The 14,207-nt window shown below is 49.6% G+C and carries 10 protein-coding genes, 4 tRNA genes and 1 pseudogene; 8 read left to right on the top strand and 7 right to left on the bottom strand.

From position 1 onward, the window contains the following. Positions 1 to 17: 17 nt before the first annotated feature. The gene (carB, locus tag PGN_RS06895; protein WP_004585069.1) at positions 18 to 3,245 is read left to right on the top strand and encodes a carbamoyl-phosphate synthase (glutamine-hydrolyzing) large subunit; all 3,228 of its coding nucleotides are present in this window, start codon (positions 18 to 20) and stop codon (positions 3,243 to 3,245) included. 163 nt (positions 3,246 to 3,408) lie between these two features. On the opposite strand, the pseudogene PGN_RS11965 reads toward carB, so the two are convergent. The 5 genes and pseudogenes from PGN_RS11965 to PGN_RS11305 all read right to left on the bottom strand — a co-directional run bounded on the left by PGN_RS11965 (position 3,409) and on the right by PGN_RS11305 (position 7,911). Then, positions 3,409 to 3,560: pseudogene (locus PGN_RS11965) on the bottom strand (DNA methylase). Positions 3,561 to 3,584: 24 nt separating this feature from the next. Beyond that, positions 3,585 to 4,670, bottom strand: a complete 1,086-nt coding sequence (locus PGN_RS06890; protein WP_012457639.1) for an IS5-like element ISPg8 family transposase — start codon at positions 4,668 to 4,670, stop codon at positions 3,585 to 3,587. Between the two features lie 112 nt (positions 4,671 to 4,782). Further along, positions 4,783 to 6,726, bottom strand: a complete 1,944-nt coding sequence (locus tag PGN_RS06885) for an NAD(+) synthase (RefSeq protein WP_012458273.1) — start codon at positions 6,724 to 6,726, stop codon at positions 4,783 to 4,785. 109 nt (positions 6,727 to 6,835) lie between these two features. Next, a complete protein-coding gene (locus PGN_RS06880; protein ID WP_012458272.1) occupies positions 6,836 to 7,684 on the bottom strand; it encodes a VanW family protein in 849 nt (282 codons plus the stop codon). Between the two features lie 62 nt (positions 7,685 to 7,746). Beyond that, positions 7,747 to 7,911, bottom strand: coding sequence for a DUF1661 domain-containing protein (locus tag PGN_RS11305; protein ID WP_143733434.1), 165 nt, complete (start codon positions 7,909 to 7,911; stop codon positions 7,747 to 7,749). Here PGN_RS11305 and PGN_RS12415 point away from each other — a divergent pair. The 6 genes from PGN_RS12415 to PGN_RS06850 all read left to right on the top strand — a co-directional run bounded on the left by PGN_RS12415 (position 7,883) and on the right by PGN_RS06850 (position 11,365). Next, complete coding sequence (locus tag PGN_RS12415; protein ID WP_353558847.1) at positions 7,883 to 7,954, top strand: DUF1661 domain-containing protein; 72 nt, start codon at positions 7,883 to 7,885, stop codon at positions 7,952 to 7,954. The two genes, PGN_RS11305 and PGN_RS12415, sit on opposite strands and share 29 nt — an antisense overlap. A 98-nt stretch (positions 7,955 to 8,052) precedes the next feature. Further along, positions 8,053 to 8,135, top strand: a tRNA-Tyr gene (locus PGN_RS06875). Positions 8,136 to 8,168: 33 nt separating this feature from the next. Further along, positions 8,169 to 8,241 (top strand) — tRNA-Gly (locus PGN_RS06870). A 16-nt stretch (positions 8,242 to 8,257) separates the two neighbouring features. Beyond that, positions 8,258 to 8,342 (top strand) — tRNA-Leu (locus tag PGN_RS06865). Positions 8,343 to 8,390: 48 nt separating this feature from the next. Further along, positions 8,391 to 8,463, top strand: a tRNA-Gly gene (locus tag PGN_RS06860). Between the two features lie 418 nt (positions 8,464 to 8,881). Continuing rightward, complete coding sequence (locus PGN_RS06850; protein WP_012458269.1) at positions 8,882 to 11,365, top strand: TonB-dependent receptor; 2,484 nt, start codon at positions 8,882 to 8,884, stop codon at positions 11,363 to 11,365. 180 nt (positions 11,366 to 11,545) lie between these two features. On the opposite strand, the gene PGN_RS06845 is transcribed toward PGN_RS06850, so the two are convergent. Beyond that, positions 11,546 to 12,166, bottom strand: coding sequence for an OmpH family outer membrane protein (locus tag PGN_RS06845; protein ID WP_012458268.1), 621 nt, complete (start codon positions 12,164 to 12,166; stop codon positions 11,546 to 11,548). A 32-nt stretch (positions 12,167 to 12,198) separates the two neighbouring features. Then, complete coding sequence (locus PGN_RS06840; protein WP_004585076.1) at positions 12,199 to 12,414, bottom strand: hypothetical protein; 216 nt, start codon at positions 12,412 to 12,414, stop codon at positions 12,199 to 12,201. Positions 12,415 to 12,494: 80 nt separating this feature from the next. Here PGN_RS06840 and PGN_RS06835 point away from each other — a divergent pair, with 80 nt between their 5' ends. Further along, positions 12,495 to 13,955, top strand: coding sequence for an aminoacyl-histidine dipeptidase (locus tag PGN_RS06835; RefSeq protein WP_012458267.1), 1,461 nt, complete (start codon positions 12,495 to 12,497; stop codon positions 13,953 to 13,955). Positions 13,956 to 14,207 lie beyond the last annotated feature (252 nt).

Below are 14,207 nucleotides of genomic sequence, written 5' to 3'. Positions count from 1 at the left end.
CAAAGTAGCATACGAATATGATAGACAAGAGCAAAATAAAGAAGGTACTGCTGCTCGGTTCGGGCGCACTTAAAATAGGGGAAGCCGGTGAATTCGATTATTCCGGTTCTCAGGCGTTGAAAGCCATTCGCGAAGAAGGTATCAGGACGGTGCTCGTCAATCCGAATATTGCCACAGTCCAAACGTCCGAAGGGATAGCCGACGAAATATATTTCCTGCCCGTAACGCCTTATTTCGTAGAGAAAGTTATTGAGAAAGAACGTCCCGATGGGATTCTCTTGGCATTCGGTGGTCAGACAGCTCTGAACTGTGGAGTCGAATTGTATCGAAGCGGTGTCTTGGAAAAGTATGGGGTAGAAGTACTCGGTACGCCTGTACAAGCTATCATGGATACCGAGGATCGCGAACTTTTTGTTCGCAAGCTCGATGAGATCAACGTGAAAACGATCCAGAGCCAAGCTGTAGAAAGCGTGGAGGAAGCGCGCAAAGCTGCTCGCGAATTGGGCTATCCCGTCATTATTCGCGCTGCTTATGCCTTAGGCGGTTTGGGTAGCGGTTTCTGCGACGACGAAGACGAACTGAATATCCTTTGTGAAAAAGCTTTTTCTTTCAGCCCTCAAGTTCTTGTGGAGAAGAGCCTCAAAGGCTGGAAAGAGGTAGAATATGAAGTTGTACGCGACCGTTTCGACAATTGTATCACCGTGTGCAATATGGAGAATTTCGATCCTCTCGGCATCCATACGGGAGAGAGTATCGTCATCGCTCCCTCGCAGACACTCACCAACAGTGAATATCACAAACTCCGCGAGCTGGCCATTCGGATCATTCGCCACATCGGTATTGTCGGAGAATGCAATGTGCAGTATGCACTCGATCCCGATAGCGAGGACTACCGCGTCATCGAAGTAAATGCTCGTCTGAGCCGTTCGTCTGCTTTGGCATCCAAGGCAACGGGTTATCCTCTCGCTTTCGTCGCTGCCAAGTTAGGGTTGGGTTACGGCTTGTTCGACCTCAAAAACTCGGTGACACAGACTACTTCGGCTTTCTTCGAGCCGGCTCTTGACTATGTGGTCTGCAAAATTCCCCGTTGGGACTTGGGTAAATTCCACGGTGTAAGTCGCCAATTAGGTTCTTCTATGAAGTCTGTCGGAGAGGTTATGGCCATCGGTCGCACCTTCGAGGAGGCTATCCAGAAGGGATTGCGTATGATCGGTCAGGGCATGCACGGTTTCGTAGAGAACAAAGAGCTCGTGATTCCCAATATAGACAAGGCTCTGAATGAGCCGACCGACAGACGCATTTTCGTCATAAGCAAGGCATTCCGTCAAGGTTACACGGTAGATAAAATACATGAACTGACTAAGATCGATCGCTGGTTTCTGGAAAAACTCTATGGTATCGTTACCCTTGCAGAGGAAATGGAAGAGTTCGACAAGCTCGAAGATCTTTCACCTGCTCTTTTGGCTGAGGCCAAATTGCGCGGGTTTTCCGATTTTCAAGTAGCTCGTGCTGTACTCAAGCCGGATGCTACTTCGATGGAAAGCGCAGCCAATCAGGTACGTGCCATGCGAAAGGAGCTGGGAATCTTACCGGTGGTCAAGCGTATCGATACGCTTGCAGCGGAGTATCCTGCTCATACGAACTATCTCTACCTGACGTATAGTGGCGATCGTCATGATGTAGCCTATGAGAACGACAAGCGTTCCGTAGTTGTACTCGGTTCGGGTGCATACCGTATCGGTAGCTCGGTGGAGTTTGACTGGTGTGGTGTCAATGCTCTGGCTACCATCCGTAAGGAAGGCTATCGCTCCGTCATGATCAACTATAATCCCGAGACGGTGAGTACGGACTATGATATTAGTGACAGGCTCTACTTCGACGAACTGACATTCGAGCGCGTAATGGATATTCTTGAACTGGAAAATCCTCATGGCGTTATTGTTTCCACAGGGGGACAAATCCCGAACAACCTTGCAGTTCGTCTCGATGAACAGCATGTGCCCATCTTGGGTACTTCCGCACAGAGTATTGACAATGCCGAGGATCGTCATAAATTCTCGGCCATGTTGGATAAATTGGGTATCGATCAGCCCCGTTGGCAGGAGCTTTCTTCGATGGACGACATTGATGGATTCGTTGCCGAAGTCGGTTATCCCGTTTTGGTTCGTCCGAGTTACGTCCTTTCCGGTGCAGCTATGAATGTGTGCTCCAATGATGAAGAACTTCATCGTTTCCTCGAATTGGCTGCCAATGTGTCCAAGCAACATCCTGTCGTTGTCAGCCAGTTTATCGAGCATGCCAAGGAGGTCGAGATGGATGCCGTGGCGCGTGATGGTGAGATCATAGCCTATGCGATCAGCGAGCATATCGAATTTGCAGGTGTGCACTCGGGTGATGCCACTATCCAGTTCCCTGCACAGAAATTGTATGTAGAGACTGTCCGCCGAATCAAACGGATCAGTCGTGAGATAGCAAAAGCTCTGAAAATATCAGGCCCCTTCAATATCCAGTTCCTTGCCAAGGGTAACGATATTAAGGTGATCGAGTGCAATCTGCGTGCTTCGCGCAGCTTCCCCTTCGTGAGCAAGGTGCTCAAGATCAACTTTATCGAATTGGCCACACGTATCATGCTCGGCCTGCCGGTAGAGAAGCCGAACAAGAGCGAGTTCGATCTGGACTATGTCGGTATCAAGGCCTCGCAGTTCTCCTTCACCCGCTTGCAAAAGGCCGACCCTGTCTTGGGTGTGGATATGACCAGTACCGGAGAGGTAGGCTGTATAGCGGATGATACGGACGAGGCTGTACTGAAGAGTATGCTTTCGGTGGGCTATCGCATTCCTCAGAAGAGTGTACTCTTATCTACCGGAGGCTATAAGCAAAAAGTGGATATGCTCGATGCTACGACCATGCTTGCAGCCAAAGGGTATAAGATCTATGCCACGGAGGGAACGCACAATTTTCTCAGAGAGAACGGAATCGAATCGACCAAAGTGTTCTGGCCGAGCGAGAACGGACAGCCTCAAGCTCTGGAATTGCTTCACAATCGTGAGATCGAGCTTGTGGTCAATATCAACAAGAATCTTACCGCAGGAGAACTGACCAATGGTTATAAACTCCGCCGTGCAGCCATCGACCTGAATATCCCGCTGGTTACAAATGCTCGTTTGGCTTCTGCCTTCATCACGGCATTCTGCAAACATAGCCCTGAGGATATTCGCATCAAGAGTTGGGCTGAATACAAGTAGTCGCTTTTTCTTGTTGAGAGTGTCGATTGTAAATTCGAGAGAGCCTTTGTAAATCCGGTCATAAGGCCGACGCACTTGCAGCATTCTCTTCTCTCTCCTCACTTCCATGGAGGAAAAAAGACGGAGGCAGTGTCCAAATACTAAAGACACTGCCTCCGTCTTTTTATTTCCGAGCGGATACCTCCAAAAGGAGACCTTTGAAAAATAAGGAGGTGGAGGGAAGAGGAGTTCTTGGCATAAAACGGAGGGAGGGAAAAGGGTGGCAGTAAGGAGTGAAAGTAGTTGTAAATCCCCCCTTTGAGGAGCTACTTGCACGAGCTCCTCAAGGGTGGTTATGCCTTATCCTACGGATGAGGACATAATTATCCCCGGGGTTCTGTATAAATTAAAGGCGATGCTTTCAAGAATGTTTTGAGTATGGGTCTTGGCAAGTCCCCGGTATCGACATCGTCCGCCATGAAACCACCGGCGAATACTGCCAAAGGTGCGTTCGATGGTGCTCCGTATCGGACCGATTGCTTTGTTTCGTTGCTTCTCTTCCTCGGTCAATGCCCTGTTGCGTTGTGCCTTGTGCATAATGCCGTCTTGAAGGTGATGGGTTTGCAGGTAGGAACGATTTTCCCCGCAAGCATATCCTTTGTCCGCCAAGACGGCTGTACCTTGAGGTATGTTTGCACCCTGCAATAGCGGAATAAACTCCTTCGTGTCACTGCGGTTCGCTGCTGTCGTTATCACCTTTTGAACAATGCCTTGAACATTGGTCAGACAATGCTTTTTGTATCCGTAGTGATAACGCTTTTGTTTGTACACCCAACGGGCTTCTTCATCCGTCCCTTTACGCCGGCGGACAACCTGTTTTTGATAATCCTCCTCTGCCTCTTTTTCCGCCTCGCTCCGATTGTCTTGCCTGTCGTCTGCGACTTCAATCGTAATGCTTCCGTTGGGTTTATGCGGCGTCTCCACAAGGCTTGCATCGACAAGCACCCCTTCCCTGACCGAAATGTGATGGCGCGAAAGTTGTTTGTTAAACTGCGCCAATAGTTTGTCCATGAGACCCAACTCTGTCAGTGCCGAACGAAATCGACTGATGGTGCTGTGGTCGGGAGATACCTCTTCCATCTTCAGCCCCAAGAATCGGGAAAAGGTGATTGAATCATTGATGCGCTCCTCCAGAGCACAATCACTGAGGTTGTACCATGTCTCCAAAAGCAACATCTTGAATAAGAGAATCACGTCATAAGCCGGGGCACCGATGGCATTTTGTCGCTTCGTGTATTTCTTGTTGATCAGCGTCCTGATCGGACGCCAATCGATAAGCGTGTCAACCTGATTGAGGAAGTCGTTTTGTGCTTTGCGATAACGCTTTGAAAGGAGTGCGTCTGCAAATGTTACATGCTCATCGGTATTCTTGGATTGGTATGCCATGGGAGGAATATTATGCTGTTTTTAATGCTCAAATATACAAAATAACTCCCTATTATACAATGAATTAACAAACAAAATACACACCAATCGCCGTGCAAAGGTCTCCAAAAGATCAATCCGTTTCGAACTTGGCTATTTCGTCTAACCAGAGCGCACTGCTGGCATCGCTGGCCATACGCCATGCTCCGCGGGGCGACAGACTGATGCAGCTTACTTTTGGCCCATCCGGCATACAATTACGTTTGTACTGCTGAGCGAAGAAACGACGGAAGAATACCATCATCCATTTCTTGATCTCCGCCTTGGTATAGATCCCCTTGAAAGCTACACCGGCGAGGTAGTAGATCTTCGAGGGCTTGTATTCATTGTGGAGGAAATGGTAGATGAAGAAGTCGTGCAATTCGTATGGCCCGACCAGATCTTCCGTCTTCTGGCTGATATTTCCATCCTGTCCCACAGGCTTGAGCTCGGGACTGATGGGAGTACGGACGATGTCCAGCAAAACAGCCGAAGCTGCCTCATCCAGCCAGCCTCTATGCGCTATATGATCGACGAGAATCTGTACCGTAGTCTTGGCTATCCCTGCATTGACGGCATACATGGACATATGATCGCCATTGTACGTTACCCATCCGAGAGCCAGTTCGGACAGATCACCCGTGCCTATAACTGGAGCGTTGTATATATTGGCCAGATTCATCAGTATCTGTGTCCGCTCGCGAGCTTGCGTATTCTCGAAGGTCGTATCCTGCACCTCCGGATTATGTCCTATGGCTTCGAAGTGTCGGAGACAAGCCTCCTTGATGTCTATCTCTTTGATCGTCACGCCGATGGCCTCCATCAGAGCAAAGGCGTTCCGATAAGTACGATCGGAAGTTCCGAACCCCGGCATCGTAACGGCAATGATGTTCTTACGGGGCAAATCCAGCCGGTCGAATGCCTGTGCACAGACGATCAGTGCCAGTGCAGAGTCGAGTCCGCCCGAAATCCCGATTACGGCGTGCTCCGCACCCATGTGTAGCAGGCGTTGCATGAGACCGCACACTTGGATATTGATCATCTCGCGCGAACGCTCCTTGCGATCCTTGTCCTCCGGCATGAAGGGGTTGCGATCCACACGGCGCGTCATCGGGAGAGACTCCTGCCGGCTACGTAGTTTGAAGGGCAGCTGATTGAACTTTTCGTCATGGGTGTGGAAGGTAACGGCAGCCTTGAAGCTGCTATTGATAAGCCGCTCCGTCTGAATACGCGAAACATCTATATCGCTGATGATCATCCTTTCCTCATAGCGGAATCGTTCCATCTCCTCCACGATCTCTCCGGCCTCGGCAATAAAGGCTTTGCCGGTGAAGACGATATCCGTGGAGCTTTCGCCGTATCCGCTGCTGGCATATACATAAGCACAGATGCCCTGTGAAGAAAGGCCGCTGATAAGCGATCTCAAGTAAGAATGTTTGCCTGCATTTTCATTGCTGGAGGAGAGGTTGAAGATCACCTCTGCTCCATATAGGCAGAGACGTGTACCCGGAGTGAAAGGCGTCCACATATCCTCACAAATCTCTATGCCGACACCCACGGTGCCACATTTGAATATGAGGTTCCGCCCGATGGGTACGCTGTGCTGACCGATACTGATGGTCGAGTACTGCAGGGTATGAGCCGGTGAGAACCAGCGAGCCTCCTGAAATTCGCGATAGTTCGGCAGGTAAGTTTTGGGGATGGCACCGAGTATCTTTCCCTGCTGGAATACCACAGCCGAGTTGAACAGCTTTTCTTCCACGCGCAGCGGCATCCCCACTATCACCATGACAGTCGTATTGGCAGTTTGCTCCACCAATCGGCACAAGGCTTCGTTGGCTCGTTCTTGTAGGAAAGGCTGGAAAAACAAGTCACCGCATGAATAGCCCGTTATGCTCAATTCGGGGAACGTCATTATCTCTACACCTTTGGTATCGGCCTCGTGTACCATGCGGTCGATCCGCTCGATATTGTATTCGCAATCGGCCACTTTCACAAAAGGAACAGCTGCTGCGACCTTCATAAATCCGTATCTCATAGGGAACTGTAAATTATGAGGATTGTGGTTTTTATTCTAATTCCGTACAAATATATGCTTTATTCTCAGTCCCTCTCCGAAAAAGAGCCAAAGAGAGGAACTGCCGAGATCACCTTTGGAAAGAGGTGCTTGCACCATTTTGGGGAGGGGAGAGCAAAGGATTGTACATCATGATGGCATGATTCTCCACAAACGGCTCGGTATATTCGCTGCCATCGGCACGAGTGACGATACGTACCAGCTTATTGTGTCGCGTATAGCCACCCCAACTCTGATGCTCTATGCGGTGACCCGTCTCCTCGATGCGATAGCGATCCCTCTGCTCCGTATCGGAGCTGATCCGTCCGTTCAGGTGCGTATCGTCCAGCCAGAGTTCCAGCCTGTAGGTGTGCGGCGTATTGTTCCTGACCCGAAGGTCGATATAGTTATACGAAAGCGTAGCTCCTGCTCCGAACGGAATACTGCGATTTATGTCAGGAAAAACATCGAAGCTGTGCCGGTGTCGCTCGACTATGGACAGCGGCGTATGGGCAAACATCCAAAAGAGCAGGTTGCCAAGCTGGCAGAGACCGCCTCCCACTCCTTTGCCGATCTTCCCCTGACTCAATACCAGACCTTCGAGGTACCCCTTGCGAGCAGTCGGACGACCGACATGACGCCAGACGGAGAAGGTCTCTCCGGGACGTATGATCATACCGTGCAGCTTGGAGATGGCCAGTCGCAGATTGGTTCGTTTGTTCTCTTGCAGGTACATATCCACATCCTTCAGCCGGCGCATAATGAGCGACCGATGCTCCATGACCGGATAGGAACAGCCATGAGAATTGTCCCCCTTCGCTGGTAAAGCCCATTTGATCGAAGAAAAGCAGTCCGACAACTTGCGGTGAAGAATGAAGTATTCGCGTCCCAATTTGCGTCTTCGCTCGCTTCGTATGATCGGTTGTATGATGCGTATCATATAAGGTCTGTTTCGATTGGACTGCAAAGCTAACGATTGTCCTCTCTCCATGCATAATCCCATCAGGCCGAAAGATGGGCAAATGATTCTGATTTTGTTCTATCGATACAAACCATCGGTTGAAAATTTACGCACCGGAGTCTCTCCGATTGCGGCTCGTAAAATTGGAAAAAGTCGAACGAGTTTTTTCTCGTTTTGGTGCGAGAATTTTTTACTTCCCGAACCAAAATAAAAAAATTCTCGAACCATATCTTTTGGCCCCATGGATGATGTTTTTCCGGTTCGTAAAGAGATGGCAGAAAAAATTGCCGAGCGAACTGTTGTATAATTGGATTTTGTTTCTACCTTTGCAATCGCAAAAGAACAATGGGCAGTTACCAGAGTGGCCAAATGGGGCTGACTGTAACTCAGCTGGCTTACGCCTTCGGTGGTTCGAATCCATCACTGCCCACTCTTCACTTTTGTAAAGACAAGCGTTAAGGTCGCGGAAGTAGCTCAGTCGATAGAGCATCAGCCTTCCAAGCTGAGGGTCGCGGGTTTGAGCCCCGTCTTCCGCTCTTATTGAAATCAAGGGCCCGGATGGTGGAATGGTAGACACGAAGGACTTAAAATCCTTTGGCCATTATCGGCTGTGCGGGTTCAAGTCCCGCTCCGGGTACATGGTTTCGTTTTCTTTTTCTACCGAAGTTCCATTTCGGGATAGACTGCGGAAGTAGCTCAGTTGGTAGAGCATAACCTTGCCAAGGTTAGGGTCGCGGGTTCGAGTCCCGTCTTCCGCTCAACTTCGAAAGCGATAAGGGGGCATCTAAAATTACAGGTCTTGTAATTCCCCAAAGTCGATTCTTCTTCTTTCTTCACATTCCCCCCACCCACCCACACACAGATTTTTCTATTTGCCTTTGGGCTGATGCTTTTGCCATTCTCGTATTTGCAGAGAATCCTGCACCTGAACAATGCTTGCCGAAATCGTCGGTATGGGCACACATTGCTCTCGACGGCTTCTCTATCTGATCCAAAAACTTCTTTATCAAGCCTTTTTCTTGTAGTATCATGGCACATACGACTGAAGTTTTTCAGGGATCGTTGTTTTCGAATCTCTTTAGATATTACTTTTGTTCCATTGGATTTTGGCTCATTAAGCCGGGAAAAGGAGAGAAAGAGACAAACGATTTTCTCCCTCAAATACGTTAATAGATCATGAAGGAAGCTATTCCCCGAAAGAACAAACATATAAAGCTCAACGGTATATACAGATTGTCATTCATCCTGCTATGCAGCCTGCTATGCTCTCAGGCAGCTATGGCACAAAGCGTCAGGGTATCGGGCTATGTGCTCGACCGTGGGGAAAAGCCGATCCCGTTCGCCGGAGTCAAAGTGCGTGGTACGGGGACAGGTGCAACGACGAATCTGAAAGGATACTATGAGTTTCGGATGAAGGCCACGACGGACAGCATCACGATTGAGTTCAGCTCCATGGGGTACCAAGGGGTAAGTCGCAGCTTTCCGTCTCTGACCAAGGACACTCGGCTGAATGTTCGTTTGGCAGAGGCCGAGATGGAGCTTTCGAGCGTGACGGTACAGGCCACAAAACGCAGACTCAACACGATGGAGCGCGTCAATACCCGAGACCTTCGTGTCAATGCAGGGCCTACGGGAGGGGTGGAATCACTCATCAGTACCTACGCAGGAGTAACGCAGAACAATGAGCTAAGCTCGCAATACTCGGTTCGCGGAGGAAGCTACGATGAGAATATGGTCTATGTAAACGGAGTGGAGGTTTATCGCCCGCTGCTGGTTCGCTCTGCACAGCAGGAAGGTCTGAGCTTCGTCAATCCGGATCTGACACAATCCGTACAGTTCTCCGCCGGAGGGTTCACGGCCGACTATGGCGACAAGATGTCCTCCGTACTGGATATTCGCTACAAGCAACCGCAGGAGAAGGAAGGAGCGGTACTCCTCGGCATGCTACAATCGAGTGCCTACTATGGCAGCAGTGCCGGAGCCTTCAGCCAAATCACGGGTGTACGCTACAAGAGTGCCAAATCGCTCTTGGGCACTACGGACACGAAAGCCGAATACGATCCGATCTATGCGGACGGACAGACATTCATGACGTACCGTTTCAGCCCCAAGCTGTCGGTTAGTTTCCTCGGCAATATCTCGCAAACTCGCTACAAGTTTGTCCCTCAGACCCGTGAGACGAGCTTCGGTACACAGAGCGATGCCAAAAAGTTGAAGATCTTTTTCGACGGTCAGGAACAAGATCGTTTCCTGACCTACTTCGGTGCCTTCAGCATGAACTTCGTGCCGGACGACAAACAGCGGCATACGGTTACGCTTTCGGCCTTCAACAGTAACGAACGGGAGACCTACGATATTCAGGGAGAATACTTTCTGAACGATGTGCAGCTGGGGGCGGACGGAACTGCTTCGATGGCTTCGGGCTCAGAGAACTCCAACGGCTTGGGCATCGGGCGCAATCACGAGCATGCGCGCAACAGGCTGAACTACCGCGTGCTGAACATGGGTTACAGAGGGGAGATAAAGCTGAACGAGAAGCATCGCCTGCAAGCTGGCGTATCGGCACAGATGGAGAAAATAGCCGACCATATCAGCGAATGGGAACGGAGGGATTCGGTAGGATACAACCTACCTCACTCGGAGACCGTATTGCTGATGTACAATAACCTATATGCCGATACGCAGATGAGGGGAACGCGCTTGTCGGCATTCGTACAGGATCGATTCAACTTCAGCATGGGAGGAGGTACATTTTCTCTCATTCCGGGTATCAGAGCTTCGTGGTGGAGCTTCAACAAGGAGTTGCTCGTCAGCCCACGTATCAGCATGGGTTATTCTCCCGAAAGCAACCCGGCTTTGGTACTGCGTGCAGCCGCCGGACTTTATTATCAGGCACCGTTTTACAAAGAGCTAAGGCTGACGTATAAGGATGCCGAAGGCAATAACGTGGTTGTCCTCAACGAGAAGATCCGCTCTCAGGGAGCTTTTCACATTCTCGCAGGAGCAGACTATACCTTCGAAATGGGGGGGCGAAAATACAAGTTTACGGCAGAGGCTTACTACAAGAGCCTGTTCAACATCAACCCGTATATAATAGAGAACGTGAAGATCCGCTATCTGGGCGAAAACATCGGTTCGGGTTATGCTGCGGGTATCGATCTCAAGCTCTTCGGCGAACTGGTACCCGGAGTGGATTCGTGGCTGACGGCTTCCATTATAAAAGCCCGTCAGAAACTGGATGGCTACGGTTCTTTACCACTGATGAACGCACCCACTTACAATTTCTCCTTCTTCCTTCAAGAGTACGTGCCGGGCAATAAACGCATCACAGCCACTCTGCGGGCTGCACTAAGCGGAGGATTGCCCCAGCTCAATCCGAGCAAAGGGCTTAGCTCGCCGGCCTTTACCGCACCGGCCTATAAGCGTGTCGATCTGGGGGTAATGTACAAATGGCTCGACCCGGACGACTCCTTTGCCGGCCGAAGCAAATGGCTAATGAGAGTAAAAGGGGCCTACATAGGGGCTGACCTCTTCAATCTGTTCGACATGACCAATGTCAATTCTTACTACTGGGTGTCGGATGCCTACCAACAGCAATACGCCGTACCGAACTACCTGACACGCCGCCAATTCAACCTGCGTCTCCTCGTCGAATTCTAAAAGCTCCATATACGCTGCTCGGACGCTCCGGCAGATGATTGTCCGATCGTATAGGAAGCATTCTAACGAGGATTCGACAGAGACAGGCGTATCTTCCCGATCAAAAAACAAAAAAAGCTGCGCCGAAATGGAAGTTTCGGCGCAGCTCCAATGAAGGTGTAACGAGAGTATTTTCTCTCGTTATTCTGCTGTGGTTTTGCCCTTGATTTCTTTGCGATAGTGATCGTTTAAGAACTTCACCACATCATCGGTGATGTCCAACGTGCTGTCAGCATACAGCAAGTTTTCAAGACCAACGTTGGTAAGTATATAGCGGTATTTACCGTCCTTATTCATTTCGCTGACTTGCTCGCGTACTATCCGGTACATTTTCTCATTGGCTTCCGCCTGTTTGTTGGCCAAAGCTTGTGTCATGCTGAGTTCCAATCTTTGGCCTTCTTCTTGCATTTTCAGAATTTTCTCCTGTTCCACTCGTGCAGCATCTTCGCTGGTGAATGCATTCGTCCGAAGACGGCGTTGGAAATCCTCCGCAGCTTTCTGCATGGCAGTCATCTTGGTAGCCAAGGTTCTTTGGTTCTGCTCAGCTTCGGCCGCAAGTTGTTTGTTCATGTCCCGAAAGTATTCATATTGCGAGGCCAGGCTGTCCATCCTTACGAAAGCTATAGGCAGAGTGGCGGCAGCTTGTTCTGCCTTATGATTTGTTGTCTTGGCTTTTGATGCGGATGAACGCGGCATCATAATGAAGAGGATGATGATGGCAACGGCCAGTACAGCCTCGATGACATAATGGATCTGTTTCATTTGTGAATGGGATATGTTTTTTTGTTTCGTTATTATTCGAGTTCTTTGATTCGATCTTCGAGATTGCGGTGATGTTGGGCTTCGAAATGTTGTGCCGTATGGCAGCCGATTCCTCTGTCTTGCATTGCCTTGTTGCTGCCTACATGGGTCTGGGGAAACTTCCCGCCACGACAGAAAAACACACGTATGCCCAGCAGGACAAAAGCCAGTCCGACCAACAGAAGAGAAGCCAAAAAAATTGTAGTCATTTATTGCTATATTTGCGGAATACAAAGGTAAGATTTTCTTACCCACAGAGAAGCACAATTAATAACTCATAGTAATAACAATGAACATTACAGATCTCAAACCCACAAAAGTGTGGAAGTTTTTCCACGAAATCACTCAAGTGCCACGTCCTTCCAAGAAAGAAGAGAAGATCCTGGCTTACCTTGTGAAATTTGCAGAAGATCGCAACCTCAAATATCGTACAGACGAGGTAGGCAATCTCGTAATAGAGAAACCGGCAACACCCGGATACGAACACCTCGAAACGGTCATCCTTCAGAGCCATATGGATATGGTATGCGAGAAGAATGCCGATAAGGTTCATGACTTCGAGAACGACCCTATCCGTACCATCATCGATGGTGAATGGTTGCATGCCGATGGTACTACACTCGGTGCCGACAACGGTATCGGTTGTGCTGCCGAATTGGCTATTCTGGATTCTGACGACATAGAACACGGCCCGATCGAATGCCTCTTCACGATGGACGAAGAGACGGGTATGACCGGTGCGATGAACCTAAAGCCCGGATTTTTCAATGGAAAGATCCTGCTCAACCTCGACAGCGAAGATGAAGGAGAGCTCTTCATCGGGTGCGCCGGAGGTATGGGAACCATGGCCGAATTTGCCTACGAAAAGCGCGAAGCGACAGACGACTATCTCTATTTCGAGGTAAAGGTCAGCGGTCTCAAAGGCGGTCACTCCGGAGGAGAGATTCACATCGGTCTCGGCAATGCCAACAAGATCCTGACTCGCTATCTCTATGCTCTTGAGCACGAATTGGATTGGAAGCTCTGCTCTTTCCAGGGAGGAAACCTGCACAATGCCATTCCGCGCGAAGCTCATGCCGTTATCGGTCTGAAGGCTGATCAGAAAGAGCGTGCACGAGTTATCTTGAACGAACTCGCTGCTGCAGTGGAGGACGAACTCAAGCGTGTAGATCCGGGTGTGAAGCTCGAAATGAAATCGGTAGGAAAGCCTGCATATCGTATCGATTGTGACACGAAGCGTCGTCTTGTTCGCGCCCTGTATGCTTGCCCTCACGGCGTCTACGGTATGAGCCATGACATCGAAGGTTTGGTGGAAACGTCTTCAAACTTGGCTTCCGTGAAGATGAAAGAAGATGATAAGATCTACGTGGAGACCAGCCAAAGAAGCTCGACATCGTCTCTTATCAGCGATATAGCCAATACAGTGGCATCCGTATTCGAGCTTGCCGGTGCTAAAATCAGCTTCCGCGATCCGTACCCCGGATGGAAACCCAATCCCGATTCGCCGATTTTGAAAGCGGCATCCGAGTCGTATGAGCGCATTTTCGGTCGTAAACCTGCTATAAAAGCAATCCACGCAGGTTTGGAGTGTGGGCTCTTCCTGGATAAATACCCCTATCTCGATATGGTTTCATTCGGCCCTACCCTCCGAGATGTGCACTCTCCCGTAGAGAAGATCGAAATCAAGACGGTTCAGCTTTGGTGGGATCACTTGGTAGATATGCTGAAGCATATCCCCGCAGCCAAATAAAATAAGCCGGAATTTTTCCTCCGGACAATAAGCCGGAAGGGTGTGTTGAAATCGCAATCAAAAGACGATTTTGGCACACCCTTTTCATCTGTAGTAAACTCGATGGCATAGGGCAACCACGAGAAGGCTACCTGAGGATTCCTCTATAGGGACTCTTGGAGAATATCCTTTGGAGGTGCAGTATCAAGGGAAAAGACTTCATAGTATAAAGGGTGGGGGCTTTATAGTATAAAGTATGGAGGCTTTATAGTA

Source organism: Porphyromonas gingivalis ATCC 33277 (assembly GCF_000010505.1).
GTDB lineage: Bacteria > Bacteroidota > Bacteroidia > Bacteroidales > Porphyromonadaceae > Porphyromonas > Porphyromonas gingivalis.
This window is presented reverse-complemented; position numbering and strand designations above follow the sequence as displayed.